At 40.5% G+C, this 26,922-nt stretch carries 32 protein-coding genes; 11 read left to right on the top strand and 21 right to left on the bottom strand.

Annotation, left to right across the window (positions count from 1 at the left end):
* Window positions 1-11: 11 nt before the first annotated feature.
* A complete protein-coding gene (locus AC5WOF_RS12955) occupies window positions 12-1,619 on the top strand; it encodes a DHA2 family efflux MFS transporter permease subunit (RefSeq protein ID WP_496050377.1) in 1,608 nt (535 codons plus the stop codon).
* A 138-nt stretch (window positions 1,620-1,757) separates the two neighbouring features.
* Here the strand turns inward: AC5WOF_RS12955 and AC5WOF_RS12950 are convergent, their stop codons facing one another.
* Complete coding sequence (locus tag AC5WOF_RS12950) at window positions 1,758-2,978, bottom strand: MFS transporter (RefSeq protein ID WP_496050376.1); 1,221 nt, start codon at window positions 2,976-2,978, stop codon at window positions 1,758-1,760.
* Between the two features lie 314 nt (window positions 2,979-3,292).
* On the opposite strand from AC5WOF_RS12950, the gene AC5WOF_RS12945 reads away from it, so the two are divergent.
* Window positions 3,293-3,766: a CcdC protein domain-containing protein gene (locus tag AC5WOF_RS12945; protein ID WP_496050375.1), complete on the top strand. Its 474-nt coding sequence runs from the start codon at window positions 3,293-3,295 to the stop codon at window positions 3,764-3,766.
* A gap of 29 nt (window positions 3,767-3,795) precedes the next feature.
* Here the strand turns inward: AC5WOF_RS12945 and AC5WOF_RS12940 are convergent, their stop codons facing one another.
* The 3 genes from AC5WOF_RS12940 to AC5WOF_RS12930 form a co-directional block, all read right to left on the bottom strand.
* Window positions 3,796-4,110 (bottom strand): thioredoxin family protein, encoded by a 315-nt coding sequence (locus tag AC5WOF_RS12940; protein WP_496050374.1) that lies wholly within the window; start codon window positions 4,108-4,110, stop codon window positions 3,796-3,798.
* Window positions 4,111-4,122: 12 nt separating this feature from the next.
* Window positions 4,123-5,814: a tetratricopeptide repeat protein gene (locus AC5WOF_RS12935; RefSeq protein WP_496050373.1), complete on the bottom strand. Its 1,692-nt coding sequence runs from the start codon at window positions 5,812-5,814 to the stop codon at window positions 4,123-4,125.
* Between the two features lie 118 nt (window positions 5,815-5,932).
* Window positions 5,933-6,874 carry a ribose-phosphate diphosphokinase gene (locus AC5WOF_RS12930; protein ID WP_496050372.1) on the bottom strand — a complete coding sequence of 314 codons (942 nt, stop codon included), beginning with the start codon at window positions 6,872-6,874 and terminating at the stop codon, window positions 5,933-5,935.
* A 242-nt stretch (window positions 6,875-7,116) separates the two neighbouring features.
* Here AC5WOF_RS12930 and AC5WOF_RS12925 point away from each other — a divergent pair, with 242 nt between their 5' ends.
* On the top strand, window positions 7,117-7,839 hold the full coding sequence (locus AC5WOF_RS12925; RefSeq protein ID WP_496050371.1) for an MBL fold metallo-hydrolase: 723 nt from the start codon (window positions 7,117-7,119) through the stop codon (window positions 7,837-7,839).
* A complete protein-coding gene (locus AC5WOF_RS12920) occupies window positions 7,839-8,408 on the top strand; it encodes a TetR/AcrR family transcriptional regulator (RefSeq protein WP_496050370.1) in 570 nt (189 codons plus the stop codon). The genes AC5WOF_RS12925 and AC5WOF_RS12920 overlap by 1 nt, the downstream gene beginning before the upstream one ends.
* Before the next feature lie 30 nt (window positions 8,409-8,438).
* Here the strand turns inward: AC5WOF_RS12920 and AC5WOF_RS12915 are convergent, their stop codons facing one another.
* Complete coding sequence (locus AC5WOF_RS12915; protein ID WP_496050369.1) at window positions 8,439-9,164, bottom strand: SDR family oxidoreductase; 726 nt, start codon at window positions 9,162-9,164, stop codon at window positions 8,439-8,441.
* Between the two features lie 110 nt (window positions 9,165-9,274).
* On the opposite strand from AC5WOF_RS12915, the gene AC5WOF_RS12910 reads away from it, so the two are divergent.
* The 3 genes from AC5WOF_RS12910 (at window position 9,275) to AC5WOF_RS12900 (ending at window position 11,021) form a co-directional block, all read left to right on the top strand.
* On the top strand, window positions 9,275-9,847 hold the full coding sequence (locus AC5WOF_RS12910; protein WP_496050368.1) for a TetR/AcrR family transcriptional regulator: 573 nt from the start codon (window positions 9,275-9,277) through the stop codon (window positions 9,845-9,847).
* Window positions 9,848-10,109: 262 nt separating this feature from the next.
* Complete coding sequence (locus AC5WOF_RS12905) at window positions 10,110-10,652, top strand: DUF2238 domain-containing protein (protein WP_496050367.1); 543 nt, start codon at window positions 10,110-10,112, stop codon at window positions 10,650-10,652.
* 96 nt (window positions 10,653-10,748) lie between these two features.
* Window positions 10,749-11,021: a hypothetical protein gene (locus AC5WOF_RS12900; protein WP_496050366.1), complete on the top strand. Its 273-nt coding sequence runs from the start codon at window positions 10,749-10,751 to the stop codon at window positions 11,019-11,021.
* 50 nt (window positions 11,022-11,071) lie between these two features.
* Here AC5WOF_RS12900 and AC5WOF_RS12895 read toward each other — a convergent pair whose 3' ends face one another.
* The 15 genes from AC5WOF_RS12895 to AC5WOF_RS12825 form a co-directional block, all read right to left on the bottom strand.
* Window positions 11,072-11,266: a hypothetical protein gene (locus tag AC5WOF_RS12895; protein ID WP_496050365.1), complete on the bottom strand. Its 195-nt coding sequence runs from the start codon at window positions 11,264-11,266 to the stop codon at window positions 11,072-11,074.
* An 89-nt stretch (window positions 11,267-11,355) separates the two neighbouring features.
* On the bottom strand, window positions 11,356-12,342 hold the full coding sequence (argF, locus tag AC5WOF_RS12890) for an ornithine carbamoyltransferase (RefSeq protein ID WP_496050364.1): 987 nt from the start codon (window positions 12,340-12,342) through the stop codon (window positions 11,356-11,358).
* Window positions 12,343-12,347: 5 nt separating this feature from the next.
* The gene (gene argD / locus AC5WOF_RS12885) at window positions 12,348-13,535 is read right to left on the bottom strand and encodes an acetylornithine transaminase (RefSeq protein WP_496050363.1); all 1,188 of its coding nucleotides are present in this window, start codon (window positions 13,533-13,535) and stop codon (window positions 12,348-12,350) included.
* A complete protein-coding gene (argB, locus tag AC5WOF_RS12880; protein WP_496050362.1) occupies window positions 13,519-14,316 on the bottom strand; it encodes an acetylglutamate kinase in 798 nt (265 codons plus the stop codon). Before argB ends, argD begins: the two co-directional genes overlap by 17 nt.
* A gap of 15 nt (window positions 14,317-14,331) precedes the next feature.
* Window positions 14,332-15,564 (bottom strand): bifunctional ornithine acetyltransferase/N-acetylglutamate synthase, encoded by a 1,233-nt coding sequence (gene argJ / locus AC5WOF_RS12875; protein ID WP_496050361.1) that lies wholly within the window; start codon window positions 15,562-15,564, stop codon window positions 14,332-14,334.
* A 43-nt stretch (window positions 15,565-15,607) separates the two neighbouring features.
* Window positions 15,608-16,636, bottom strand: coding sequence for an N-acetyl-gamma-glutamyl-phosphate reductase (argC, locus tag AC5WOF_RS12870; protein WP_496050360.1), 1,029 nt, complete (start codon window positions 16,634-16,636; stop codon window positions 15,608-15,610).
* 234 nt (window positions 16,637-16,870) lie between these two features.
* Window positions 16,871-17,494: a bifunctional phosphoribosyl-AMP cyclohydrolase/phosphoribosyl-ATP diphosphatase HisIE gene (gene hisIE, locus AC5WOF_RS12865; protein WP_496050359.1), complete on the bottom strand. Its 624-nt coding sequence runs from the start codon at window positions 17,492-17,494 to the stop codon at window positions 16,871-16,873.
* Window positions 17,476-18,249, bottom strand: a complete 774-nt coding sequence (gene hisF, locus AC5WOF_RS12860) for an imidazole glycerol phosphate synthase subunit HisF (RefSeq protein WP_496050358.1) — start codon at window positions 18,247-18,249, stop codon at window positions 17,476-17,478. Before hisF ends, hisIE begins: the two co-directional genes overlap by 19 nt.
* Window positions 18,246-18,977: a 1-(5-phosphoribosyl)-5-[(5-phosphoribosylamino)methylideneamino]imidazole-4-carboxamide isomerase gene (hisA, locus tag AC5WOF_RS12855; protein ID WP_496050357.1), complete on the bottom strand. Its 732-nt coding sequence runs from the start codon at window positions 18,975-18,977 to the stop codon at window positions 18,246-18,248. Before hisA ends, hisF begins: the two co-directional genes overlap by 4 nt.
* A gap of 1 nt (window position 18,978) precedes the next feature.
* The gene (gene hisH / locus AC5WOF_RS12850) at window positions 18,979-19,581 is read right to left on the bottom strand and encodes an imidazole glycerol phosphate synthase subunit HisH (RefSeq protein ID WP_496050356.1); all 603 of its coding nucleotides are present in this window, start codon (window positions 19,579-19,581) and stop codon (window positions 18,979-18,981) included.
* A complete protein-coding gene (hisB, locus tag AC5WOF_RS12845; protein WP_496050355.1) occupies window positions 19,578-20,168 on the bottom strand; it encodes an imidazoleglycerol-phosphate dehydratase HisB in 591 nt (196 codons plus the stop codon). The genes hisH and hisB overlap by 4 nt, the downstream gene beginning before the upstream one ends.
* A complete protein-coding gene (hisD, locus tag AC5WOF_RS12840; protein WP_496050435.1) occupies window positions 20,165-21,436 on the bottom strand; it encodes a histidinol dehydrogenase in 1,272 nt (423 codons plus the stop codon). The genes hisB and hisD overlap by 4 nt, the downstream gene beginning before the upstream one ends.
* Window positions 21,432-22,049 (bottom strand): ATP phosphoribosyltransferase, encoded by a 618-nt coding sequence (gene hisG / locus AC5WOF_RS12835; protein WP_496050434.1) that lies wholly within the window; start codon window positions 22,047-22,049, stop codon window positions 21,432-21,434. The genes hisD and hisG overlap by 5 nt, the downstream gene beginning before the upstream one ends.
* 21 nt (window positions 22,050-22,070) lie before the next feature.
* Window positions 22,071-23,192, bottom strand: a complete 1,122-nt coding sequence (gene hisZ, locus AC5WOF_RS12830) for an ATP phosphoribosyltransferase regulatory subunit (protein WP_496050354.1) — start codon at window positions 23,190-23,192, stop codon at window positions 22,071-22,073.
* A 185-nt stretch (window positions 23,193-23,377) separates the two neighbouring features.
* Complete coding sequence (locus tag AC5WOF_RS12825) at window positions 23,378-23,842, bottom strand: GNAT family N-acetyltransferase (protein ID WP_496050353.1); 465 nt, start codon at window positions 23,840-23,842, stop codon at window positions 23,378-23,380.
* 301 nt (window positions 23,843-24,143) lie between these two features.
* Here AC5WOF_RS12825 and AC5WOF_RS12820 point away from each other — a divergent pair, with 301 nt between their 5' ends.
* A complete protein-coding gene (locus AC5WOF_RS12820) occupies window positions 24,144-25,310 on the top strand; it encodes a cytochrome P450 (RefSeq protein ID WP_496050352.1) in 1,167 nt (388 codons plus the stop codon).
* Window positions 25,311-25,514: 204 nt separating this feature from the next.
* Here AC5WOF_RS12820 and AC5WOF_RS12815 read toward each other — a convergent pair whose 3' ends face one another.
* Window positions 25,515-25,916, bottom strand: coding sequence for a hypothetical protein (locus AC5WOF_RS12815; RefSeq protein WP_496050351.1), 402 nt, complete (start codon window positions 25,914-25,916; stop codon window positions 25,515-25,517).
* A gap of 297 nt (window positions 25,917-26,213) precedes the next feature.
* On the opposite strand from AC5WOF_RS12815, the gene AC5WOF_RS12810 reads away from it, so the two are divergent.
* The 3 genes from AC5WOF_RS12810 (at window position 26,214) to AC5WOF_RS12800 (ending at window position 26,909) form a co-directional block, all read left to right on the top strand.
* Complete coding sequence (locus AC5WOF_RS12810; protein ID WP_496050350.1) at window positions 26,214-26,453, top strand: hypothetical protein; 240 nt, start codon at window positions 26,214-26,216, stop codon at window positions 26,451-26,453.
* A gap of 1 nt (window position 26,454) precedes the next feature.
* A complete protein-coding gene (locus AC5WOF_RS12805) occupies window positions 26,455-26,607 on the top strand; it encodes an NAD(P)H-dependent oxidoreductase (RefSeq protein ID WP_496050349.1) in 153 nt (50 codons plus the stop codon).
* Between the two features lie 86 nt (window positions 26,608-26,693).
* On the top strand, window positions 26,694-26,909 hold the full coding sequence (locus AC5WOF_RS12800) for a hypothetical protein (RefSeq protein WP_496050348.1): 216 nt from the start codon (window positions 26,694-26,696) through the stop codon (window positions 26,907-26,909).
* Window positions 26,910-26,922 lie beyond the last annotated feature (13 nt).

Raw genomic sequence — 26,922 nt, 5'->3', positions numbered from 1 at the left:
TGTGAACCAATATGACAGATTCATCGAATCGTACTATCCGTTCACAGATTCCTTTGCTTGCGATTATTATGCTAGGAATGTTTATATCCGTCTTAAACCAGACATTGTTAAATGTAGCAATACCACATTTGATCACCGAATTTAATGTAACAGCGACCGATGCAGAATGGTTATTGACAGGATATATGCTCGTGAACGGGATTTTGATTCCTCTATCTGCATTTCTGATAGAACGTTTTGGAATTCGTAATTTATTTTTCATAGCTATGATCTTTTTTACTGGCGGATCATTTGTTTGTGGTCTAGCTCCTACTTTTTCGATACTCTTAATAGGTAGATTATTACAAGCTGTTGGCGGCGGGCTTCTCATGCCGCTGAGTATGACCCTTGTCTTATCTATCTTCCCACCTGAAAGCAGAGGAAAAGGGATGGGGATTTTTGGACTTGGTATTATGTTTGCCCCAGCTATCGGACCTACTCTTTCTGGCTGGGTGATGGAACATTATAGTTGGAGATTATTATTTAATGGTATTGCTCCGCTAGGTTTATTGGTCCTAATCCTGTCTATCTTTTTATTGAAAGACTTAGGCGGAACCAACAAAAACCTAAAACTCGATTTTATAGGAACGATTCTATCTACCATTGGTTTTGGGGCATTGCTTTATGGACTAAGTGAAGCGGGAAGTAAAGGCTGGGACGATGTGATCGTCGATGTATCACTTGCAGTTGGAGTGATATGTATTATCTTGTTTGTCATTCAGCAATTGAACTCCAAACGTCCGATGTTAGATTTTCGGATTTTAAAATATCCTGTCTTCACTTTATCCAGTGTCATTAATATGATCACTACCATCGGAATGTATGGCGGTATGTTCCTCGTGCCAATTTATTTGCAAAATTTACGAGGATTCACACCTCTAGAGTCAGGATTGCTCATGCTTCCTGGTGCAATTCTCATGGGGATCTTATCTCCTGTCTCAGGTATCTTATTTGATAAAGTTGGACCTCGTCCCCTTGCTGTTATCGGGATGTTAATCACCCTTGTCACAACTTATGAGTTTACAAACTTAACTTTGGCAACAAGTTATACCTTTATCGTTGTTCTTTATATGGTTCGAATGGTTGGAATGGGTCTTCTGATGATGCCTATCCAAACAGCCGGGATTAACGAATTGCCGCAAGAAAAAAATGCTCACGGTACAGCGTTATCCAATACAACAAGACAAATTGCAGGTTCAGTTGGGATTAGTCTCATCACAACTATCTTTACCAATCGCGCCTCATTTCATTTGGGACTATTGCGAAACTCAGCAAATACCATGGACCCACAGTTTCAGCAATCGTTTATGGATCAAGCAATCCAAATGTCTCAGCAACTTGGTATACCGATTGAACAAGCCCAAGCTTCCATAAGCAATATACTCTATGGGCAAATCAGCCTCCAAAGTTCCATGTCTGGTATACAAGATGCATTTTACTGGACAACTGGCCTTACAGTACTAGCGTTTATACTCAGCTTCTTTTTAACAGATGTTCGCAAAAGGAAGAAACCAGTAGTACCAGCAACTGCACCTAAATTAGAGAAACCAAAAGAGTCTTTAGAACCCGTTACAACTTAATAAAGAAAAGCTGCTGATCAACAAAAATGTCCCTTCACAGAGGGGACACTTTAAACATCAGCAGCTTTTTTTATGCACTGCACTATATACGAGTCGAATCCGTCTGCTGTCAGCAAACGGATTCGAATGAAGGTTTATTTACTTCGACTTACTGGCCAAACGAAGTTTGACGAGCATTCCGAAGATATGGAAAGGAAACAGCATCCACCAAACTCCAGCATAACCCCATTGGGTTACGATTGAACCAGATCCCCAGTGACCAATTGGTGTAGAGAGCTTTGCCGGAAGGTTGTTGATGGCGCTTTGTTTTCCTTTATCTTTCTGCTCCGCCTGATCATACTGATCCTGCATAAAACCAAGCAAAAATGCAGATGTAGACCAGCCATTGAGTACCATAGCAGCGATCATAAGGGGAACAACATGAAAAAAAAACAATGTAATGAAGAGACTGAGAATATGAATCCCATGTACCACCTGCAATACTTGGAACTTGGTCCACCGCTTGATGATCTTGATCACCAGCCATCCGGAGAAAGCGGCAGTAATCGTTTGAATTGTAGTGAGCCAAGCCGACCACATTCCTGGCATGTACAGCGGCAAATAGCGACCATACATGGCATTGGTGAGTGGAATTGCCACTAGAGAACTGTTAAGGAGAAGGAGTTCCCAGTCAACAGATCGGAAGGATTCTTTTGTCTTTTCCCTCCAGTTTTGTTGGGTGGTGTTCTGATCCTTCTCTGCCACTTTTTCTTTATACAGAGGAATGTCTTGCTGTTTCAAGACAATCAGCAGAATCACGAGTCCGCAGCAAAGCGGGATGCTTCCCCATGCTACGAGAAACTCTCTATAGAGCAACCAAGCTCCTAGTGGGATTCCCAAGGAAATGACAATAAACTCGCCGGCAAGAGAAACGCTATTTGCTTCCTTGCTTTGATCTTTGGGCACAGTCTCCATAAACTGTACATACAGGCTGTTTGTAATACTTACCATAACGAATTCATGGATCAGACGTACACCAATGAGTATCCAAAATTGTTCTGCCCACACATAGCAGAATGAAAGAAAGCACCAGACTGGCAAAAAGCGAAATACCAGCTTCCGAGGGCCCCAGCGATCTACCAATTTCCCTGTGTAAAAGAGGGTACACAAAGCGATGAGACCTGTAACTCCATAAAAAATCGAGGCATCCTCTGCTAGCCCCTTCTCCATCAACAACCTCGTAAGCGAGTTGTTCATATAGGCATTCCCAGCAGTAAACAGAACAAAAGTGGTCATGGTCGCCATATTCTGTTTATTACACCATGCTAGGTTACGACACCACCATGACTCTGGGTTGAACAGCGGACTTCTTTTTTTCATCTCTCCTCAATCGGGTAGTAACTAGTGTTTGATTTCAATGCTTGATTCCTCTACCTATAAACCCTCAGCTTTCTTGTTTCTGTTTATAGTATTCAAAAAAATCAAAACATATAATGAATGGCAGTGTCAATGGATTTACTGTAATGAGGTAATGTTTTTATAGAATAAACCAACCGTGGATGAAACTTGATAACTATACAAAAATACATTTTTCCAAAAAAAAATTTTAGAATACCCATTGCATTAAGTGTATTAGTTGTTATAATACACTTATAAGAACAATAACAGCAGGAATTAAAAAGGAGCGAAATACAATGTATCAATATGCCATATACGGACTTGTTTTTCTTATCGTGAGTTTAGTCGTTTGGAGAAGAATCAGAAGTGGAACCAAACCTATTAAAGGCAATGGTATAAGAATATTAATTCCTATTCCTATTTTTTTGTTAATGAGTTTTCTCGCTATTTCACAGCAAAAAGGAACAATTCATGTTTGGTATGAGTTAGCGGGAATTATATTTGGATTAGTAATGTCTATACCATTGATACTCACAACGAATTATGAAATGCGTGAAGAAGGACAAATTTTTGCAGTGAGAAATAAAGTTTTCATTTATACTTTTATCGCAATAATCATCATCCGAATTCTTCTCCATCAATACTTGCAAATGTTAGGAACGCAAACAGAAATGATGATATTGCTTGCAGTTGCTTTTGGATATGTGATTCCTTGGAGAGTTGCTTCTTATATCAAGTTTCGCAGATTAAAATACACGATGAGCGCATAAAAAATCCACCACAATGGGTGGATTTTTCTTTATTTCACCGAGTCCAAAAACTCGATTACTTGTTCTTTTGTTTTGGCATATCTACTTGGGAGACGCCCTACTTCTTTTCCTTCTTCAAAAACGATGAAAGTAGGAATTCCTTTCACATTATATTGCTCGGCAACTGCTTGTTCACTGTCTACATCAATCTCAGCAAACTGGAACTCATCAGTAAATGTTTGTGTGATCTCAGGCATATCTGGTGCAATTCGTTTGCAATCTCCACACCAGTCAGCACTAAACTCAACCACTTTTCTTCCTGAGCTCGTAAATTCAGCAAATGTTTTTTCGTTGAGCATGTCCATTATAAATCCCCCTCAAATCTGTTTGAAGTAGTGGTGTAATAGTGGCAATATGAGCTTAGCATTTCTTGCTACAGTAGAAGATGCGACTTTATACTTCTCCGCTACTTGTACTTGAGACAGTGATAAATCATAGTATTTTGCAACTACATATTCAATAGCTGCTGCCATCCCTTCGACTTTGCGAATCATAATTTCGGAAAACTGTCGAAGAAAATCCCAGAGCATCTTTGCATCTTGTTGTTGGGCACTTTCATAAGTATCCATATTTTCGAGTAGACAAGCGAGAACTAGTTGCCACTTTTTCTCTTGGCTGTTCGAAGAATCCTCTAATGCTAACATCTCACCATTATATAATACCTCATATGGAGGTTCTGCATCCATATGACGCAAAGCAAAAAATGCGATCTGCTTTAATTCATCATCTTCCATTGGCTTACGCAAAAAATGGCGCAGCAAAGCCTCAGCTTCTTTATGTTTTATCCAACGCATGAAGGTGAGAACTTGTAACTTTGTCTGACGATCACCATGAGTAAGTGCCCAAGTCAGAGAAGTATGAAGAAGTGAATTTTTTTCATATTCCAATGCTACTTTTTCTACCATCTCTCCTTGATTGATCTTTAGCATATACTCTTCAAAAGGAAGATGATAATGATAGCAAGTCAGGGATGGAATGGAGGTTGGGTCCTTCATCCAAATCTCCATCTGTTCTAAATAAAACTTTGGTATCTCGGAACGCGGATCAAGCCAAGCAGCTCTTCTCCAATACCGATGTGCTACAGAGAGTTTCCCTACATGAACAGCTGCTGTTGCTGCATGGTGATACAGACTTGCCTCAGGCTGTTCATCCACTTTCAAAAGCCAAGAAAACAACTCATATGCTACTTGATGTTCCCCTAGCATCCCCATTGTGACTGCTAATTTATAGGCAGCAGCCGGTTGAACAGGAACTAGGTTTTTCAGCATATCCATGATCCCTCTTGTCATGGTTTCGTTTCCTTCATGTTGACTCAATATTGCTAAATTACATAATGCATGTAAATTGTTCGGGTCTGTCTCCAAAATAGTTGTTACGATCTCACGAGCTTTTTCCAATTGTCCAGTATAAAAATATGCCAAACCAAGATTATGATAGGTCGGAAGATAGTCAGGGTTTTCTTTCGCTAATTCTTCTAACAATTCCGTAGCCTGTAGAAAACGGCCTTCTTCTAAATGCCATTCAGCTTCTTCATGTTTTTCCCGAAATCCAGGCAGAGGAGCAATCAATTGCTTTGGTAATCGTCCCATTTCATAAGCTACCATGTATAACATTTCTTCCGCCTCTTCTGAATATTCACCTTCGGGATCATGTCGTAAATATTCGATAAGGTAGTCTTCTGCCTGTTCAAATGCTTCCATATTTATAGCGTTATTTGCCATATAGTAATAACATTCTGCCATAGATGGATCTACATCTTGCAGGACTGCTTGTAAAATTTCGTTTGCTTCTTGGTAATTACCCAACTCAGCTAAAACTCCAGCTACATTGCAGTAATTAGCTGGATTGTCAGGTTCTTTTTCCATGACAACGCGAAAATACTTTAAAGCTTTATCATATTGATGACGCTCTAGTGATTTAATAGCTCGATCAAAAAAGGTGCTTGCATCCATCTCCAATGAGATGACCTTATGATCTGATTTATGTTTAGGAATAGATATTTTTTTCATAGTTTCCTCCCAACCAGTCAGCAGCCAAAAAATGCCTGATGGTTTGGTACCCCACCAGTATAACATATTTGGAATTGTTTGCTTACATGAATTGGGAATCTTTCTCCTCTTCTACCTTTTAACCGGAGTCTGAACGAAATAATGTACTTATCGAACCTCCAGTAATAATTATTTTTATCGCTTCACTTAACAACGGTGCCACAGACAACACTTTAAAAAAATCACCTGAGTTCTCAAATGCAATAGAATCTGTTACTACTACTTCCCTAATACCTGGATGAATCAATTTTTGTACAGCGTTATCCGAAAATAAAGGATGTGTTGCACATATATAAGCTGGATTAGCACCTTTTTCTTGCAGACCTTCCACTACGCTTACAATGGTGCCGCCTGTATCAATCAAATCTTCAATAATGATAGGCGTTCGATTCGTTACTTCACCAATGATATGGGTAACTTTTGCTGCATTGTGATTAGGTCTCTTTTTTAACATAATCGCAAATGGTGCATCGAGCAACGTTGCTAATTTCTCTGCCATTTTTGCCCTTCCAGCATCTGGGGAAACGATAACTGGATTTGAAATTTTACTTTGAAGTATATGATCGCAGATTAAGTGCAAAGCAGACAAATGATCTACAGGAATATTAAAAAACCCTTGAATAGCAGGTGCATGTAAATCTAAAGTGACAACCCGGGATACCCCAACTGTCGACAGGAGATCAACAATCATTTTTGCAGTGATTGGTTCTCTAGGAGCATCCTTTTTTTCTTGTCGTCCATAAGCAAAATAAGGAATTACCGCGCTAATACTTCGTGCTGAAGCACGCCTGGCAGCATCTACCATGATCAAAAGTTCCATCAAATTTTCATTAACGGGGTGACCTAGTGTCTGGATTAAAAATACATCTTGATTGCGAACACTCTCTTCAAAATGTACATATATCTCACCACTTTTAAATCTACTAATTCTAACTTTACCTAGTTCTTTATCGAGACGAGATGCAATATCAGTTGCTAACGACAAATTGGAGGTACCTGAAAAAATTTTAACGTTGTTCATCCTTTTGACCCTCCATTAGCCACGGTTTACTTGTTTTTATTATAGCAGTCCTTTTATGACATTGAAAATTAATCGAATAGTAGAATGTTCGACTATTTTTATAAGGAAAAGTTATTCCTCTCATTGCCGAAAATTTTATCTTAAATGTAGATTATCGTTTTTTTAAAAGAACTTTACAAAACTAATGAAATTAGTTATTATACTAATAGTATTAGTTTTTATATATAAAGGAGCGGATACAGATGAAAGTAACCAAAAAGGACACAACTTATCAACTTAGTTTTTTTCCTGATGTATTTCCAGTAAACTGCTATTTCATAGAAGAAGAACATGAACTTATCCTTATTGATTGTGCTCTACCCAGTAGTAATAAAGCCATTCTAAAAACAGCAAATGAGATTGGGAAACCGATTACTCGCATTGTATTGACACATGCACATGCAGATCATATTGGAGCGTTGGACAAATTAAAACAAGCACTGCCAGAGGCACGTGTATTCATTTCAAAGCGAGATGCAAAATTATTACGAGGAGACAACAGTCCTGAGGCAGGAGAAGAAAATACTCCTATTAAAGGGGCTATACCTAAACCCCAATCCATTAAGACGGTTCCAGATCAGTTACTTGGTGAATCGGACACCATCGGTCCACTCCAAGTGCTGCTAACCCCAGGCCATACTCCGGGTTCTATCAGTTTATTAGATAATCGAAATAAACATCTGATCGTAGGAGATGCCTTACAAACTCGTGGGGGAGTAGCGGTTTCTGGTGACTTACGCCCTTGGTTTCCCTTTCCCGCAATTGCTACTTGGAGCAAACAAACAGCTTTAAACAGTGCTAGGAAAATAAAAAATACTGAACCGAATCTTATAGCTACAGGACATGGGAAAATGTTAGAAAACCCTAATGACTCATTAGTAGTTGCCATACAACGTGCGGAGAACAAATGGAAGGAGCAAACATAATGCCACGGGTTGGTTTAGATCAATCAAAGATCCTACATGCTGCGATTGACTTAGCAAATGATCATGGATTAGAACAAGTTACGATTGCAGCATTAGCAAAAAAACTCGGAGTTCGCCCGCCATCTCTATACAATCACTTTAGTAGTCTAATCGAGATACGCACGCACATCGCCAGAGAGGGCATGCAGAAACTCGAAGATACTTTAATCCGCTCTGTTGCTGGAAAATCAGGAGAAGAAGCAATATTATCATTTTCCAAACAATACCTTACTTTTGCAAATGCTAATCCCGGTCTTTATGAAGCGACGATACAACCGATAAATGTCCCTGACAGTGTTGTTGCAGAAAAGAGTAAAAATATGATTGATCTTTTGGTTCAGTTACTCTCTACTCTTTCCTTGGAGGAACAAGCAGCACTGCATTTGGTCAGAGGTCTAAGAAGTATCGTTCACGGTTTTGCTTCCCTCCAACGTGCAGGAGGTTTTCAGATGAATTTTAAAGTAGAAGACAGCCTCTTATACACCATCAAAACATTATGTGATGGGATGAAAGACAAAAAAGCAACCTAATTTTATGAATAGGTTGCTTTTTGTTATGATCTATTTTAAACGTAATCCGCCATCGACTTCTAAAACAGTACCAGTAACAAAAGTATTATCGATCAAGTAGTGAATAGCCTTCGCAATGTCTTCTGGTTGTCCTACACGATTTACAGTAGAGGCTTGGGCGTAACTTTCAAAGGTAGCTGCACGTTGTTCTTCAGGAATCCAATTCCACCATGGTGTTTCGATGACCCCTGGAGAAACAGCATTTACACGCATTGGCGCAAGTTCCAAGGCTAGACTAGGTACCATTGCTTCTAGTGCTGCATTGATTGCAGCAAGTCCAGATGTTCCTATTGCCGGATTTCTTGATGAAATAGCAGAGATAAATGTAATAGAACCTTTCTCACTTATCGAATCCAAACTTAATTGGGCTGCTGCAACTTGCGGCCAAAATTTAGCTGCAAATCCTTCACGTAAATCATCCAGTGCTAGCTCACGAAAGGCACCTGCACCTTTGGCACCAGATACAGCAATAACCAAATGATCGAAACTTCCTTGGTTATTATAGAAAGTTTTTAATTCATTCGTGGAAGTAGCATCTAATTGTACACCAACTGCTCCGGTGCCTAGCTGCTCAAGGGCTTTCTCTAATTTTGCTTGATCACGACCAGTAACCACAACATCTGCACCAGATTCAACAAGTAGTTGTGCTGTAGCTAAACCTACACCCGAGGTACCACCCATAATGATAACTTTTTGACCTTTTAGTTGACTTCCCATGATGCATTCCACCTTTTTTTGTTGAGTTATTTTGATAATTGAATTATAATACATTACGTAACGTTATGTAAATAGATTTTTGAAAATTAATTTTCTAAAGAGGTGACAACATGTCGAAACCAACGAATCCAAAAGGACGGCCTCGCAGTAAAGAAGCTTGGAGTGCAGTCATGACAGCCACAAAACGACTTCTAGAAGAAACGGGATATGCTAGTTTAACGATGGAAAAAATCGCAAAAGAGGCGGGAGTAGGCAAGCCAACTCTGTATCGATGGTGGTCAGGTATTCCTGCAATCGTAATGGAGGTGATGAAGCTACAATCCGAAAAGGAAATTCAAATTCCTGACACGGGGCAACTTTCCACCGACTTAGAAATCTACTTAGGGAAGACTTGTCAAATCTTATCGCAAGGTGCAGGGAAAACCATGCGCAGTTTAATGGCTGAAGCTCAGTTAAATGATGCTTTCTCTCAGCAATTCCGTGAAGAGTTCATAGATACAAGACGAACTGCACTACTACAGATCATAAAACGCGGGAAACAGCGGGGAGAGGTCGAGGAAAATATTGATTTGGAGTACATCGCTGACCAATGTTATGGACCAATCTGGTATCGTTTACTCAATCAGCATGCACCATTGGATGAAAATTTAATTTCATCTATCATTGCTTCGATCGTGAAATAGCCACATAAATGGTGGCTTTTCTTTTTAGAAGAGGAAACGAAAGAAACTCAAGCAAAAATGATTAAGTTTTTTTCAATAAAACGGATAACAACTCTTATTTTATGATACTTTTTTACTATAACAAAATATTTCCACTTCATTTGCTAGGGAGGATCTTTTTTTGAAACGATTAAGTCAATGGCCGCTACTCCTCATGATTATTGTTTATGTTTCCGTTTGGCTGTGAGCTGCATGGTCGCCTGTTGACCGGTTTGGCTGGCTTTTGGAAAATCTACTTCTTATCCTGTTTCTCGTTGTTTTTATCTTCCTGCATCGGTCCTTTTCTTTTTCCTATTTCGCCTATTTCTGTATCCTGCTCTTTTTAACTCTCCACACGATCGGAGCTCATTATTCATACCGAACACCCATCGATCCATGGCTGAAGCAATGGTTTGAATTAGATCGAGCTTACTATGATCGGGTTGTACACTTTTCCTTTGGCTTGCTAATGGTTATTCCTTTAAAAGAATGGTATCAGCAAATGATACATGTATCTCCAAAAATGTATGCATTCATATCCATCATCACTATCTTTTCTGCTGGAGCCTTTTACGAATTGATCGAAATGTGGGTAACGATGATAGTAGATCCAGCATCAGGGACAACCTTTATCGGGCTACAAGGTGATCAGTGGGATACCCAACATGATATGGAATTAGCTCTATATGAAAGTATCCTTATGATTCTTATTGCCACTGTTGTAAAGAAAATAAAAGCAAGGTTTACATTGGTGCAAAATAAAAATTCAAACCATGTCAAAAGCTAGCAAAAAGTGCTAGCTTTTTTCTCGATTCATTCTTAAAAATGTATGATTTACAGAACAAACGCTCATACTATCCAAAATTACTGGAGGGATAATGGTATGAGATTTTCTTTAGAAGAAATGAATATTCTATCTGAAAAGCTGGAAAAAGAAAAAGCGCAGATTTATCAAGAAGCAAATCATGATCAATCATCAAATGACATCCATCATTTGGAAATTATCTATTATCTCCAACAGAGATTAGAAGATCAAGGAACCGCACTTTATGAAGAAGAAAAACAATATTTAGCGAGCTTGATCCAAGATGAAATTGGACATATTCACGGTAATGGAGAAGCAATCTACCAATCTATTCTAGAAAAAATACAGTAAAAAAATCGAGGCTGGATGCGGATCACTCCACATCCAGCCGGCAAGCTCACTCAATTGTCTTTCATGCTTTCCAGCCTCAGGATTTTCCCCAGGGAAGCAACAGCATCCTCATAGCCTGCGTCATCAGCCAGCAATCTTTTGGCTGCTTCCAGACGAGAACGAGCTATAGCTTTCTGCGGAGAATTCATCTCTAGGCATCGTTTCGCATGCATCAACAGTCGGGCAGCTTCTTCGTGAGTAAGCACCACCTCCCACACATTATCGATTTCTCGAATTGCGTTGGTCAAAGGTTCCTGTGCCACACCAAGCTCCCTTGTGAGTTTGCTTACATCTACTATATCATCTCCTTTTCTTTAATTGAATTCCCTAACAAAGCTACTAATAGAGCCTTTTGTACATGCAGTCTGTTCTCCGCTTGGTCAAATACTACCGATTGAGGGCCATCTAGTACTTCCGCAGTAACTTCTAGTTCCCGATAAGCTGGCAGACAATGCAGAAATATAGCGTCTTCTTTGGCTTGATCCATCATTGCTTGATTTACTTGGTGTTCGGCAAAATCTTTCAGTCGTTTCGCTTTTTCTTCTTCTTGGCCCATACTCGCCCAAACATCCGTATAAACTGCATCAGCCTGTTGCACAGCAAGCAGTGGATCAGTATAAAATGTTATGGATGCACCAGTTTCTGCTGCTAGAGCCTCCGTTTCTTTCCAAACTGCTAGGTTTGGCTCATATCCGATAGGAGTTGAAATCGATAAATGTACTCCTGTAGCCGCAGTACCATGCATCAGAGAATGCAAAACATTGTTGCCATCCCCAACATAAGCCATCTTTAATCCAGTTAAATAGCCTTTTTCCTCTTGAAGTGTCAAAAGATCAGCTATGGCCTGACAAGGATGGTAGTAATCTGTTAGCCCATTGATAACTGGTACAGTAGTCGTTTTCGCTAATATGTCTACTGTCTCGTGGTCAAATGTTCGAATTAATATCCCATCGATATAACGAGACAGTACTTTTGCTGTATCTTCGATCGTCTCCCCTCTGCCTAACTGAATATCTTGACGATTGAGATTCAATACATGACCACCCAGCTGCACCATTCCTACTTCAAATGAAACTCGTGTCCGAGTAGAAGGTTTATCAAAAATCATGGCGAGGGTTTTGCCTGCTAAAGGCTTATAAGCTATTCCGTTCTTTTGGAGTTTTTTCAATTCGTGAGCAAGGTCTAACAAACTGGTAAGCTCATCTGGGGTAAAATCGGTTAGAGTCAGCAAACTCTTTCCTGTACAGGTCTTTAGCGGAGAAGGAATCGATAGGGCAGTCATATAAATCAACCTCCATTTTGAATGATAGTAAGTTGAGTTTGTTCGTAAATGGCATCTTTGATCAGATGTACAGCTCGATTCAATTGTTCATAAGTGACGATGAGTGGTGGTAACAACCGCAATACGTTTTCTCCTGCTGGCAGAGTGACGATTCCTTGTTTTAACAACTGTTTCATAATTGGTGCTACTGGTTTGGCTAATTGTATTCCGATCATGAGACCAAGTCCTCTGATCTCTATAACAGCCTCGGTATCAGATAATTCTTTCTTTAGTAATTCCAAGAAGTACGCACCTTTTCCCTTTCCATCATGGAGTAAGCTGCTATTTTCAATTTCTGTCAATACTGCCTTCGCCACTGTCATTGCGAGTGGGTTTCCACCAAATGTCGTCCCATGTGTTCCCGGACTAAAAACAGGTTTTAACGCTTCTTTTGCCAGCATCGCTCCAATGGGAAATCCATTACCCAAGCCTTTCGCTAACGTGATAACATCTGGATGGATACCATAATGTTGAAAAGCAAACCATTCGCCTGTGCGCCCGATTCCGGTTTGTATTTCATCTACCATCAGCAAAATGTTGTTTTTCTCACACCAGCTTGCAAGCTCCTGTATAAAGGAATAAGAAGCAGGGTAAACTCCCCCTTCCCCTCTGACCATTTCCAATAAAATTGCCGCAGTTTGTGGATTCGTAGCTTGTTTTACTGCATCGATATTTTCAAAAGGCACCGTGATAAATCCAACAGGAAGGGGATCAAAGCCGATTTTCACCTTCTCCTGACCAGTTGCCGTGAGGGTAGCTAAAGTCCGGCCATGAAAGGAACTTTCAAACGAGATAATTTCTGGTTCCAAAACCTTTTTCTCTTCTTTTGCCCATTTCCGTGCCAATTTGATCGCTGCTTCATTTGCTTCTGCTCCACTATTACAAAAAAATGCTGCCCCAAGTCCACTATGTTTACAGAGCAGAGAAGCTACTTCATCTTGCAAAGAAATTGGAAATAAATTGGAAACGTGCCAGAGTTGATGAATTTGTTGGATAAGTGCAGAAGTAAGGGCTGGATGCTGATGACCTAAGTTGGTAACACCAATCCCTGATCCAAAATCTAGATAGGTTTTGCCAGCTTCATCCCACAACATAGCACCTTCTCCTTTGACAAACGAAACATCATGCTTGATATAGTTAGGAAAGAGTGACATGGCTCGATACCTCCTGACGCAAACATGTACCTTCAAATGGATGAATCATGTCAAATGAAAATGCTTTTGAACCATTTGCGATCCATACTTTTTTTACTTTTTGTAATGCTTTGATTCCAGAACGCGCTTTAGGAATCATCCCACCAGAGATGTCACCTGACTGGATATAGTGCTCAATTAAACTCGGTGTTGCTTCCATCAGTAATTTTCGCTCTGGTCCAGTTCCAATAAATATTCCATCCACATCACTTATTAAAATCAAATGATTGGCATTCAACGCTTGAGCTATTGCGCCTGCTGCCTCATCAGCATTGATATTGTAATGTGTCTCATCTCTATCCACCCCAAGAGAAGCAATAACAGGAACCCATCCTTGTTGTAAAATAGTGTGCAGGACAGCACTGTTTACTTCCATCACTTCTCCAACATATCCCATATAGGGATCTAGTTGTTCTGCCTGTATTAACTGCAAATCCACACCGCTTAGACCAAGCGCTGATAAACCAGTTGCATGGAGTTTACTTACCATTTGTTTATTTACTGTTCCTGCTAGTACCATCTCCGCAATGGTGAGCATCTCATGATCCGTAACCCGATAACCATTTATAAAGGTCGATTCTTTTCCTGATTTTTGTGCCCAAGCTGAAACTAAGGGTCCACCGCCATGTACGATTACGATGGAGTACCCTTGTTTTTTTAACCCGGAACAAGTGGCAAAAAAATTAGGATGCAAATCTGTTAATACACTTCCTCCAATTTTGATCACAATAACTTGAGACAAAAGTGCCCCTCCCATCTATGTTCGATAACTTGCATTGATCTTCACGTAGTCATAGGTGAGGTCACAACCCCACGCAACCGATTGGTATGCTCCCTGTTGAAGATTGACGTGAATATCCACTTTATCTTGGTTTAATATTTCCGATGTTTTTGTTTCATCAAAGGGGACAGGCAGCCCTTTGTTCACAACTACAACTGTTCCTAATTTCACCTGAACTTGTTCAGGGCGCAATAAAGGCTCCCCATATCCCGCTGCACACAAAATTCGTCCCCAATTTGCATCAGCACCAAAAACTGCTGATTTAACTAGATTGGAACCAACAATTGCTCTCGAAACTTTGCGTGCCATTTCCATGCTAGAAGCTCCTGTTACTTCTACTTCAATCAAACGAGTTGCTCCTTCACCATCTTTGGCGATTTTCTTTGCTAACTCTTGGCACACATAGACGAAACCATCTTGAAAAGAGCTCCAATCAGCATGTTGTGGATGAAGTGATTTATTTCCAGCAAGACCACTTGCCATCACAAATACGCTATCATTTGTACTGCAATCACCATCCACTGTGATCATGTTGAATGTTTTATCCGTTGTTTCCCTCAAGAGAGATTGGAGATGATCGGACTCAATCGCTGCATCTGTCGTAATAAAACCCAGCATGGTAGCCATATTAGGATGAATCATCCCAGATCCTTTTGCTACACCTGCAATCGTTACTTCCTTCCCATCTACTTGTAACTTGACTTGAACTTGTTTGGTGAAGGTATCCGTCGTTAAAATGGCTTCTGCAAAGTCATATCCCCCTGTTTCATTCGCAGTCGGGATGACTTTTTCAAGACCAGATGTCAATTTGTCCGTCGGTAAAAACTGTCCTATAACACCAGTGGAAGCGACTCCTACATAGTGTGCAGGGATTTCTAAAAGCTGTGCCGCTTTAACGGTGATAGACCATGCATCTTCCATCCCGCGCTCTCCAGTACAAGCATTCGCGATTCCACTGTTAACCACAATTGCTTGCAGCTTTCCTTCTTTGTTGATATTTTCTTGGGAAATTTTGAGTGGAGCAGCTTGAAAAGCGTTTGTCGTATAAACTGCGGCTGCTGTAGCTGGGACGGTACAAATAAGTACCCCTAAATCCCGTTTTCGTTTTCGTATCCCAACATGTATACCTGCTGATACAAAGCCTTTAGGAGAGGTAATACTAGCTTGATCTTTTACTTGAAAAAGAGAAGCTGGGACTGCTAGACTCATCTGGATATCACTCCTCATGTTTGATTTTCTTTTGGTCTATTGATTATGGATAAAGGGGTGAAAACAAGAGGCCAGCCGTCTCTGGAAATCCAAAGCGAATGTTGGCATTTTGGATTGCTTGCCCAGCGGCTCCCTTCATCAAGTTATCGATCACAGATAATAAAATAATGCGTCCTGTCCGCGCATCTACATGAAAACCGATATCACAATAATTACTCCCTTGCACAAATTTCGTTTCCGGCCATTGTTGTCCGCTGATTCGAACAAAAGGAGCTTGCTCATATGCAGAGTGGTAAAGGTTATACAAGTCTTTATTTGTATATTTATTCATATTAGCAGCATAAATACTGACTAGGATTCCTCTACTCATCGGTACTTGCTGAGGAACAAAACTTACTGCTACGTCTGTTTCCGCAAAAAGACTGGCATATTGTTCAATTTCGGGTACATGTTGATGCCTATCTACTTTGTAGGGACGAACATTTTCATTTATCTCACTAAACAACATTCCTTGATGTACACTTCGTCCAGCTCCAGTTACTCCTGATTTGGCATCGATGATAATGGAGGTGGGATCTATTATTTTCGCTTGAAGAAGTGGCACCAATGCCAGCAAAGTAGCTGTTGGATAACATCCCGGATTTGATATAAGAGGGGAATGTAGCAAGTCATCTTGAAACCACTCGCTGAGCCCATATACTGCTTGATTGAGATAATCACTTGGTGCTGCTGGTTTTTGGTACCAACTCTCATATACCTTCGGATCAGCTAAACGAAAATCACCGGAGAGGTCTATCGCACAGATTCCATGCTCTAATAACTCAGGAATCCACCTGCTGCTAACACCCGGTGGAGTAGCAAAAAAAACGACCTCTATCCCTTCACACATGCTGTCTACACACAATTCTTCGAAAATAAGTGGTGATTCCAGATGCGGATAAGCAGAACTTAACCTTTCTCCTGGCTGCGAAGAAGAAAACACTGCACCTATTTCAAAATAAGGATGCTGCTCCAATAAACGAATCAATTCTACCCCGCCATACCCCGAAGCACCTACAACAGCTACTTTCACCAATCATCACCCCTACAGTACCGCTATAATGAATTATTATACATTTTAATTTATATTTATTCAATCGTTTTAATAGAACGCCCTATAAAAAATTATTATTGACTGACATCTAGCCTACTTTTGCTTAACAGAATAAACAAATGAATATAAGCATTTGAGGTCCATACAAAAGAAGCTGTTGACCTCTATCAACAAAAAAACGACCCCTATTACAGAATAAGGATCATTTCTCTATTACTTGCTCGTTCTGCCAATATATCTGCTAGCTAATTCGTCATAGATTTCATTCATAGGGACTCCTTGATTTTGTAAGAGCACCATCAAATGATAAATCAAATCTGCTGCTTCATATCTCAATTCTTCTTTAGATTCATTTTTTGCTGCAATGATGACTTCTGCTGATTCTTCGCCTATTTTTTTCCCAATCTTATCTACGCCTTTTGTAAATAGATAAGTGGTATAGGAACCTTCAGGTAATTTCTCGTGGCGATTAGCTATTAATGTTTCTAAGTCTAACAATACTTGACTTGGTGAGGTCTGCACTTCTTCAGCTCCTTCAAAACAGCTTGTACTACCAGTATGACACGCAGGACCATTTGGTATAACACTCAATAAAATAGCATCTTGATCACAATCATAAGAGATATCCACTACTTTTTGTGTATGACCAGAAGTAGCTCCTTTATGCCATAGTTCTTGACGTGATCTGCTGTATAACCACGTTTCTCTTAACTCTAGCGTCTTTTGATATGCTTCTCTATTCATATAAGCAAGAGTAAGCACTTGTTTGCTTTCTGCGTGTTGGATAATAACAGGTATAAGTCCATCTGTATCCCATTTTATCTGGTTGATATCCATCGCACTTCTTCTCCTCTTTCCCGTAATAATGATTTCACTTCCATAATGCTCACTTCTTCATAATGAAAGATAGAAGCAGCAAGGGCCGCACATGCTTTCGTTTCTGTAAATACCTTCACGAAGTCTTCTGCATCACCTGCTCCACCTGATGCGATGACTGGTACAGTTACAGCACTTGATACAGCCTCAACCAAATCCAGATCAAATCCATTTTTCTGTCCATCTTGGTCCATGCTCGTTAATAAGATTTCCCCTGCACCGAGTTCTACTGCACGTCTAGCCCAATCGAGCACTGTCCATTCTGTTAACTCTCTTCCTCCATGGGTATATACCATCCATGTGCGTTCATTTTCTACGAACCTAGCATCAATCGCAACGACAATGCACTGCGAACCAAAACGGCGAGCACCATCCTGGATGAGCTCTGGTTGTAACACCGCCGCAGTGTTAAGCGAAACTTTGTCTGCTCCTGCTCTAAGTATCTTCGTCATATCCTCTACACTGCGAATACCACCACCCACAGTAAAAGGGATTGTTAATTTACTTGCTGCAAGACGCACCACATCAATCATCGTCTTTCTACCTTCATGAGAAGCAGAAATATCTAGAAATACGAGTTCGTCTGCACCAGTTTGGTCATATAGGGATGCCAGTTCAACAGGATCGCCAGCATCTCGTAAGCCAACAAAGGAGACTCCTTTTACCACTCGACCATCTTTTACATCCAAACAAGGAATAATCCGTTTGGTAATCATCGGTTTACCTCCCCTAGCACGTCAGCGAGTTTCACTGCACCTGTATATAATGCTTTTCCTACAATAACTCCTGTAATACCTTGGACTTCTAATGTTTTTAGTTGCTCGATATCTTTTGCTGTTGCTACTCCACCTGATGCGATGACTTGTCCCCCTGATGATTTGGCTATTTGTATTGCGATATCACTATTCACACCAGAGAGTAATCCATCTTTCGCGATATCCGTAACGATAAAAGTAGCAGCTCCATAATTTGACATCTGTTTGGCTAACTCGACCGCTGTAGTTGTCCCTTGATTCAGCCATCCATGTGTGGCAACATATCCATCCCTAGCATCCAACCCAATAGCAATCTGCTCTCCATATTTAGCTAGTGCTTCTTTTACAAATGTTGGATTATCTATAGCAGCTGAACCAATAATTACACGCTTCACGCCTAAAGAGAGGAGATATTCCAAACGTTCTAAATTACGAACACCACCGCCGACTTGAACCGATACACCAGATTCCTTGGCAATCGACGCGATCACTTCACTGTTGGTCAATTCGCCTGAACGCGCTCCATCTAAATCCACCAAGTGAAGCCATGATGTTCCCTCTAAAACCCATTTTTTAGCCATTTCTAGTGGGGAATCATGAAAAATAGTCTCTTGATTATAGTCTCCTTGAATCAGTCGTACACATTTTCCATCACGAATATCAATTGCTGGATAGATTGTAAATCCCATACTATATTCTCCCCTCTGCAAATTGATGGAGGAGCTGCATACCGAGTTGACCGCTTTTTTCAGGATGAAACTGCATACCAATAACATTTTTACGAGCTACAACAGCAGTGATATCTTCGTTATAGTCTGTAGTCGCAATCACATCTTCCGGATTTGTTGCCTTCACATGATAGGAGTGAACAAAATAGACATGTCCTTCTTCGAGGCTGCGAAACAGTGGATGAGGATGACGAAAAGATAACCAATTCCAACCCATATGTGGAATTGGTAAGTCCATATTCATTTTTTCTACATGACCAGATAATAAATTTAATCCACTATAATATCCATGTTCATCACTGCTAGTAAAGAGTAACTGCATTCCTAAGCAAATACCCAGCAAGGGCTTACCTCGTATGGCTTCTTCCATAATAACATTTGTCAATTTACGTTTACTCAACTCTCCCATTGCATCGCCAAATGCCCCAACTCCTGGAAGAATCAGCTTATCTGCTTGCTGTATGATATCAATATCGTCTGTGATTACATATGCATGATCCAATCGTTGTAAGGCTTGACTGAGGCTAAATAGATTCCCCATGCCATAATCAATAATAGCTATCACCCTAATACCCCCTTAGAGGAAGGAACACCTTTGATACTTGGATCAATCCTCGTAGCCTCATGCAAAGCTCGTCCCAACGCCTTAAAGAGTGATTCTATCATGTGGTGCGTATTGCGCCCATAATGAAGGATAACATGCAAATTCATCTTGCTTTCTAATGCTAGTTTCCAAAAAAATTCATGCACGAGCTCGGTATCAAAGTTCCCAACTCGATTACTTGGGAAATCAGCACGGAATTCAAGATGTGACCTGCCAGAAAGATCAATGATCACTTGTCCTAAAGATTCATCCATCGGAACAAAAGCATTGCCGTATCTTCGAATACCTACCCGGTCCCCTAACGCTAAATCGACTGCCCTGCCGATACAAATTCCTGTATCTTCTACAGTATGATGATCATCGATATGATTATCACCGATCGCACGGATAGCTAAATCAAACTGTCCGTGTTTAGCAAATAAATCCAGCATATGTTCTAGAAAAGGCACACCTGTATGTAAATTAGCTTTCCCTTCTCCATCTAAAGAAAGATTTACATCTATCTGTGTTTCTTTGGTGGATCGATCCACATGACCTCTTCTGTTCATTTTCCATCCTCCATCCGAATGCGAATCGAAGCCGCATGTGCTCCTAAACCTTCTTGTTCCGCTAGAGTTATCACTTGCTTGCTATCTCTTTGCAATGCTTCCTTACTATAAGAAATAAGACTCGTTTTTTTCACAAATGTATCTACACTCAGAGCTGAAGAAAATCGAGCTGTGCCACTAGTTGGCAATACATGGCTAGGCCCAGCTATATAATCTCCTACTGTCTCTGGACTCATCGAACCTAAAAACACTGCACCTGCATGCTGTACATGGCTGAGATATTCCCATGGGTTGGTTAACATCAGTTCTAAGTGCTCTGGCGCAACCTGATTAGATAAGGCAAATGCTTCTTTAATATCTGAAGTAAGCACTATCGCGCCATGCTTCTTTAAAGATGCTTCGATAACGGATACTCGTTCCAACTTGGCTGTCTGTTTTGTTACTTCCGCTGCTACTTTTTTTGCAAGCTCCCTTGACGGGGTAAATAACATTGCGGCAGCTTCTGGATCGTGTTCTGCTTGTGCTAACAAATCAGCGGCAACATATGCTGGATTTGCTTGCTCATCAGCGATTATCACCACTTCACTTGGACCTGCAAAACTATCAATATCCACTTGACCATATACCAATTGCTTTGCTGTAGCAACATATTGGTTTCCCGGCCCTACAATTTTATCCACTTTTGGAATTGTCTCTGTTCCATATGCAAGTGCTGCAATTGCCTGTGCTCCGCCTGCTTTGTATATTGTTTCAATCCCTGCAACTTGTGCTGCCGCAAGAGTTGTCGCTGGAATTGCCCCGTTTTTATCAGGAGGTGTGACCATTATGATATCTTCCACACCTGCTACGATAGCAGGAATGGCGTTCATTAATACAGAAGAAGGATATGCTGCCCTTCCCCCAGGTACATAAATCCCTACTCGATCCATCGGCCGAACAAGCTGCCCCAAAATAGAACCATCTTTCTCCATGTTCCACCAAGAAGTATCTCTCTCCTTCTCATGAAACAAACGAATTCGCCCAGCTGCCGTTTGAAGGGCCTCTAAAAAGGCTGCATCCACCTGCTGCATGGCAAGTTGCCTTTCCTCTTCGGTTACGAGCAAAGATTGGAGGTTCGCATCATCGAACTCTTTCGTATAAGCAAATAAGGCTGCATCCTTTTTGATCCGAACTTCGTCGATAATATGTTGAACCCTTGAAAGAATATCTCCTTTCTGCTCCACTAGATTCTCCCTAGGCTGCCATTCACTCACCCGAACAATCTTAATCACCTTTCCCCCTCCGTTCAATATGCTTCTTCAATTGATCATAAAAGCGATTTACACGTTTGTATTTCAACTGATAACTTGCGCGATTGGCGATAAGTCGAGAGGTTACAGAGGTGATAGTTTCAAGTTCAACAAGCCCATTTTCCCGAAGGGTCTGACCTGTCGAGACGATGTCCACAATCCGGTCTGCCAATCCAATCAATGGTGCCAATTCGATAGAACCGTTAAGTTTGACAACTTCGACTTGCTCCCCGATGCTGCGAAAATATTTTTCAGCAATGGACGGATATTTCGTAGCAATCCGACCATTCACTGTCTCTTTATCGGGAAGACCGGCAACAGCTACACGACATGGACTAATCTGTAAATCTAGTAATTCGTAAACATTTCTCGATTCTTCCAATAAAACATCTTTGCCGACAATCCCAAGATCAGCCACACCATACTCCACATAAGTTGCTACATCCATCGGTTTGGCTAAAAAGAAAGCAAGCTGAGCTTCGGGAGCTGTCAAGATCAGCTTGCGTGTTTCTTTTGTCAGATCATCAGGCACAGGAATACCAGCATCTGCAAGTATTGCTAATGCTTCTTCATAAATTCTCCCTTTTGGCATAGCAATCGTTAAAAGCTCCACCTATTCTTCCCTCCATACAATATCTGTCTGTGTATCATCTATCTGAAGTACCACCGTATATCCTAATGACCTCAGTTCTTTGGCTTTATCTATTGCTGCTTTTCGCTTTAGCTTTGGATAGAACAGAGTCGTTTTCTTTGGTTCCAAGCACTCAATGTTACAAGTTTCAATCAAGTTATTCATCCGAAAGGCAAAACCAGTAGCTGGGAGTGACCTGCCAAACTGTTCATAGAGTTGGTCATATCGGCCGCCACTTAAGATAGCAAAGCCAACTCCATCCGCAAATCCTTCTAAATACATGCCTGTATAGTATTCAATATTACCTAGTAAACGTATATCTACAGTCAAATAAGATTCATAGCCATAATCTGCTAAGATATCCCAAATACGAATAAGCTGTTTTGTCGCTTTTACAACACGATTAGAAGGATGAGACAAAAGAGGCTCTAAATACTCTTTGCGATCCAATCCTCTACAGAGCTGCAAAATATCAGCTACAGCTTCTTTATCTTCTAACTGTCGCAATAACGTCTCAAACCCAACATAGTCACGGTTGATCAGAAAATCTGTCAATTGTGTTCTCTGCTCTTCAGATGGACAAATAGATTCTAATAAGCCTGCAAGTAACTCTACATGCCCTGCAACTAAGCGGAAAGAAGAGGTTTGACAAGCCTGCAAAGCCGTTATCGCCAATGCTATTAATTCGGCATCTGCTTTAACTCCTGGTTCCCCTATCAACTCAACACCTGATTGATATAGTTCAGCGCGACGACCAGCCGCATATTCTTGGGTTCGAAATACACTTGCATGATAAAACAAGCGCAAAGGCAGGGATTCATGTTGAAGTAAGGAATTTACCATTCGAGCGATAGGGGCAGTCTGGTCTGGACGTAGGATCAACATCGCTCGTTCTTGGCCAATTAAACGAAACATCTTATCTTCCGAAATTGCACTTGCACGTCCTACTGTTTCCGCATATTCTAACATCGGTGTCATCACTTCTTGATAACCCCAACTGGAAAATACATGAGATAAACGCGACTCTATTTCCCGCTTTTTTCTAGCAAGCTTTGGCGGAACATCTTGAAACCCAATTGGTTTTTCAAATGCTTCTGGACTCATTTCTCACACTCGCTTTAGTATGCTAATGCATTAAAGTATTTGTTAGTTATTGTAACATAATACACCAAGTATGGCTACAACATGCAGAAAAAGATACATCATTATTGTGAAATGATGATCAAGTAATGGATTGAATATAGACTCATCCGCAAAAAATCGAATACTTTTAAAATTAACATTATTTTTTATTTTAGAATAAATTCATAGTGATCACTGTGGACATTTTTTTTATACCCAATTGATTCATAAAGTCTTTTCGCTTGATGATTCGAAACAGCAGTTTCCAAAATCAAACCTTTGGCTCCTGTTTCATTTGCATAATGGATTGCGCTGGCCATTAATTCTCTTGCGATTCCTCTCTTTCTTGCAGAAACAGCTACATATAAGTCGTTTAGAATCCAGAGTTTTTTCATAGAAACAGAGGAAAAAGACGGATACAATTGAACAAATCCTAATGGATAAACCTTACTTCTTTCGTCTTCTAATGCTAAAAAAATAACTGATTGGTGGTTCTCCATTCTTTCTAGAATGAATTTTCTACCACTCGCTAAATCCGATACTTGATTATAAAATACCCGATACTGATCAAATAACTGTGCTACATAATCTAAATCGGATAAATCAGCTCGCTTTATGGTGTATTTATCCATTTTATTATTCCCCTTTCATCTCTTTATAAATAGCGCCATTCCTGCAAATACAATTATTCCTATTAGGATTATAGCAAATATTGCAAGATCATTTTCAAAAGAAATTCTGATACATTTGTCTACGATATTGTTTTGAACTCGTTTACCCATCCACTTTTATATGCAATCTTATGATCACGTTTCACATTCATCCAGAAAACATGAAAACATCACATTTTTTCCTTCTCTGGTATTCCGTCCATTAATGGAACATATTAGTATATTCTATATTCAATAAAAATATAGTTAATGGAGGAGTATAATGGAACGTAATATATTTAATCCTCACCCTTGGTATAAAAAAATGTCTGAGAAAAATCCAGTGATCTACGACCAAAATTTCATGCAATTTTTTGGTTCAAAAGGTGGCTGGCATGTCTTTCGTTATGATGATGTACAAACCGTCTTGAGCGATCATGAAACTTTCTCTTCTGAATTTATGCCGCAAGTAGAAGAAAATCCATTAACTAGAGGAATCCAATGCAGTGATCCTCCTTTCCATCACCAACTCCGCATGTTAGTAGCAAAAGTTTTTACCCCACAAGCCGTTGATGAAATGAAACTATGGATTGAACAAATTACGAACGAATTAATCGATAAGATCATTGACCATGAGGAAATGGATGTAATAAGTGATTTAGCAATTCCTCTTCCTATTCAAGTGATAGCAAAAATGATGGGGGTTCCTTATGAGGATCAACCAAAATTTAAAGAATGGTCACTCATGTTATTAAAACAACCTACTGATGAAGAAGGAGAATCGGCGTTCCTCCAATGTCAAAAGGAAATGAGTGAATATTTCTCAAGTTTAATCGAACAACGCAAACAATACCCCAAAGATGACTTAGTAACGAATCTGCTCAAAGCAGAGGTTGACGGTCAAAAACTCTCCACTAAGGACCTACTAGCTTTTTTGATCACTTTGCTGGTCGCAGGCAATGAAACGACCACTAACTTTATCAATAATGCTGTCTTGACCTTTACAGAATTCCCTGAAGTCCAAAAACATCTAAGCTCTCACCCAGAAGATATCCCAAAAGCTTTAGAAGAAGTGTTGAGATACCGGTCGCCTGTACAATATGTAAACAGGGTTGCTGCGAAAGATGTCGTTCTAAGAGGGCAGCAGATCAAAAAAGGCGACGACATCAACGTCTGGATCGCAGCAGCAAACCGTGATGAATCCATATTTCCAAACCCAGATCAATTTAACCTTAACCGAACCAATTTGAAACACATCGCTTTTGGACATGGCATTCATTTTTGTCTAGGTGCTCCATTAGCACGACTGGAAACAAATATTGCACTAAAAATGATGTTTGAACGAATGAATCAACTCAAACTAAAGGATAAGAAAGAACCAGTCATGAACCCGAGTGTTATTGTCTACTCGATAAAAGAATTACCTGTGACTTTCCAAAAAAGGAATTAAAAAAAGGAAAATCCCGAGTTCTCGATATTGTTAGGTCGACAACACGGGATTATCCTGTTATTTAAGCTTATTTTTATTCATATCATTGCGTCGCCCCTGTACAAGTAATCAATCCTAAGAAGGATGATCCTGTACAAGGGCGTTTCACACAGGAGGATGCCTTAGGAGGACATCCGACAAGGTCAAGGTTCAATCCAAAGGAAACTAGTTCTTGGAAAATCGGAACCAGCGGTAGCGAGTTCCTTCCTTCCGAATGATCCAGAAATCGGAAACACTCTCCACCCATACGATCTGACCGTCCGTCAAGTCATTAAGGTTGACAGTGTATCCAACCCATTCACCATCTTTCAGCACTTTGGGCTTGATGCATCCTCCGAAAGAGTAACCCCACTCGAAGAACAGCATTCCTTCTGAAGTAATACCCCGAATCTGAATATTTCTCGGATGGTTCCGCGACTGGTTGAACGTGTTTGCAAGGTCTGAAGCCGAGCACAAGCCATTGGCTGTAGGCTCGTTGAAAAGCTTCCTGACCGATTCGCTCGTCTGAAAACCGCCAAGCTTGTCCATTTCACGGAGGAGGTCTTCCATTGTGAACAGATCACTCATCACAAGTCCTTTACTTTCAGCATCATCCTGCATGTAAAAAAAGTATATCAAAAAGCAGGTTGACGATAAAAAACAATTTTTAGCACTTTATTTTGCCTAAAGAATCTAGGAAAATCAATACGAGCTGGCTGTATAAATTCATGTAAATAACCTAATTGTCTGGTTTTCATCTTATTTAGCCCCTCATTAATAATCGAATTGATTTTTAGCTATTTTTTTCTGTCTGTCAAAACGTATCTGAAAGAATAAAAAAACCAACTCTCTCGACATTATTTTATAACTATCAAGGAGAAGTTTATGTCCAATACAAATCTCCCTAAACAGAAACTAGCGACTGTATTTCGTAATCGAGTAGTATGGGTGATTCTTGCTGCAACATTATGCAGCCAAACAGGCATCTGGATTCGCTTTTACGCTGTCATGATGTTCATCATGGCAAAAACAAACAACAACCCTTTTGCCATTTCGATGTTGACAGCAGCAGAAGCTGCTTGCCGCCGACGTCGTGATATTCCATTTTCCGCTCTGGTGGTTTAGTATGCCAGCCATCCTCAAGGGCTGGGTGGACCGGGTGTTTGCTTATGGGTTGGCTTATGGTTACAGAGATGAAGGTAATCGCTATCGTTACGGCGATGGCGGTTTGAAAGGAAAGCGGGCAATACTGTCAGTGACCGTTGGGGGCCGAAGATAGACTATTCGCCGCGAGGCATCAACGGGCAACTAGAACAACTGCTGTTCCCTATCACTCACGGCACACTCTTCTTCTCTGGCATGGATGTGCTGTCCACTCATGCGATCTACGGAACCGGTCGCATCACAACAGCCGAAGTGGAAGCAGCGAAGATAGCTTGGCGTTCACGTCTTGAGCATCTCTTCGAAGAAGAACCCATCCCCTTCCGGCGTCAAAATGATGGGGATTATCCAGACCGCCACGTACTCGGAAACTATGTCGCTGTGGGACAGACCGGATTATCAGCTCACATTGCAGAATAGCGCAACGCGTCTC

The sequence above is a fragment of the Shimazuella sp. NTD250 genome, assembly GCF_059510375.1.
The sequence above is the reverse complement of the archived record's forward strand: the minus strand, read 5'-3'. Positions and strand labels throughout refer to the sequence as shown.

Coding starts and splice junctions, on each gene's coding strand:
- hisZ (WP_496050354.1), bottom strand. CDS start 23,192: ATGAGTCCAGAAGCATTTGAAAAACCAATTGGGTTTCAAGATGTTCCG.
- hisB (WP_496050355.1), bottom strand. CDS start 20,168: ATGAACAGAAGAGGTCATGTGGATCGATCCACCAAAGAAACACAGATA.
- AC5WOF_RS12815 (WP_496050351.1), bottom strand. CDS start 25,916: ATGAGTGATCTGTTCACAATGGAAGACCTCCTCCGTGAAATGGACAAG.
- AC5WOF_RS12955 (WP_496050377.1), top strand. CDS start 12: ATGACAGATTCATCGAATCGTACTATCCGTTCACAGATTCCTTTGCTT.
- AC5WOF_RS12945 (WP_496050375.1), top strand. CDS start 3,293: ATGTATCAATATGCCATATACGGACTTGTTTTTCTTATCGTGAGTTTA.
- hisA (WP_496050357.1), bottom strand. CDS start 18,977: ATGGGATTTACAATCTATCCAGCAATTGATATTCGTGATGGAAAATGT.
- argD (WP_496050363.1), bottom strand. CDS start 13,535: ATGTCACTCTTTCCTAACTATATCAAGCATGATGTTTCGTTTGTCAAA.
- AC5WOF_RS12805 (WP_496050349.1), top strand. CDS start 26,455: ATGCCAGCCATCCTCAAGGGCTGGGTGGACCGGGTGTTTGCTTATGGG.
- AC5WOF_RS12935 (WP_496050373.1), bottom strand. CDS start 5,814: ATGAAAAAAATATCTATTCCTAAACATAAATCAGATCATAAGGTCATC.
- AC5WOF_RS12920 (WP_496050370.1), top strand. CDS start 7,839: ATGCCACGGGTTGGTTTAGATCAATCAAAGATCCTACATGCTGCGATT.
- argF (WP_496050364.1), bottom strand. CDS start 12,342: ATGACTGCCCTATCGATTCCTTCTCCGCTAAAGACCTGTACAGGAAAG.
- AC5WOF_RS12825 (WP_496050353.1), bottom strand. CDS start 23,842: ATGGATAAATACACCATAAAGCGAGCTGATTTATCCGATTTAGATTAT.
- AC5WOF_RS12950 (WP_496050376.1), bottom strand. CDS start 2,978: ATGAAAAAAAGAAGTCCGCTGTTCAACCCAGAGTCATGGTGGTGTCGT.
- hisG (WP_496050434.1), bottom strand. CDS start 22,049: ATGCCAAAAGGGAGAATTTATGAAGAAGCATTAGCAATACTTGCAGAT.
- AC5WOF_RS12925 (WP_496050371.1), top strand. CDS start 7,117: ATGAAAGTAACCAAAAAGGACACAACTTATCAACTTAGTTTTTTTCCT.
- argJ (WP_496050361.1), bottom strand. CDS start 15,564: ATGAGTCTAGCAGTCCCAGCTTCTCTTTTTCAAGTAAAAGATCAAGCT.
- AC5WOF_RS12915 (WP_496050369.1), bottom strand. CDS start 9,164: ATGGGAAGTCAACTAAAAGGTCAAAAAGTTATCATTATGGGTGGTACC.
- hisF (WP_496050358.1), bottom strand. CDS start 18,249: ATGATTACCAAACGGATTATTCCTTGTTTGGATGTAAAAGATGGTCGA.
- AC5WOF_RS12940 (WP_496050374.1), bottom strand. CDS start 4,110: ATGGACATGCTCAACGAAAAAACATTTGCTGAATTTACGAGCTCAGGA.
- AC5WOF_RS12900 (WP_496050366.1), top strand. CDS start 10,749: ATGAGATTTTCTTTAGAAGAAATGAATATTCTATCTGAAAAGCTGGAA.
- AC5WOF_RS12810 (WP_496050350.1), top strand. CDS start 26,214: ATGTCCAATACAAATCTCCCTAAACAGAAACTAGCGACTGTATTTCGT.
- AC5WOF_RS12910 (WP_496050368.1), top strand. CDS start 9,275: ATGTCGAAACCAACGAATCCAAAAGGACGGCCTCGCAGTAAAGAAGCT.
- hisIE (WP_496050359.1), bottom strand. CDS start 17,494: ATGGATATCAACCAGATAAAATGGGATACAGATGGACTTATACCTGTT.
- AC5WOF_RS12930 (WP_496050372.1), bottom strand. CDS start 6,874: ATGAACAACGTTAAAATTTTTTCAGGTACCTCCAATTTGTCGTTAGCA.
- AC5WOF_RS12820 (WP_496050352.1), top strand. CDS start 24,144: ATGGAACGTAATATATTTAATCCTCACCCTTGGTATAAAAAAATGTCT.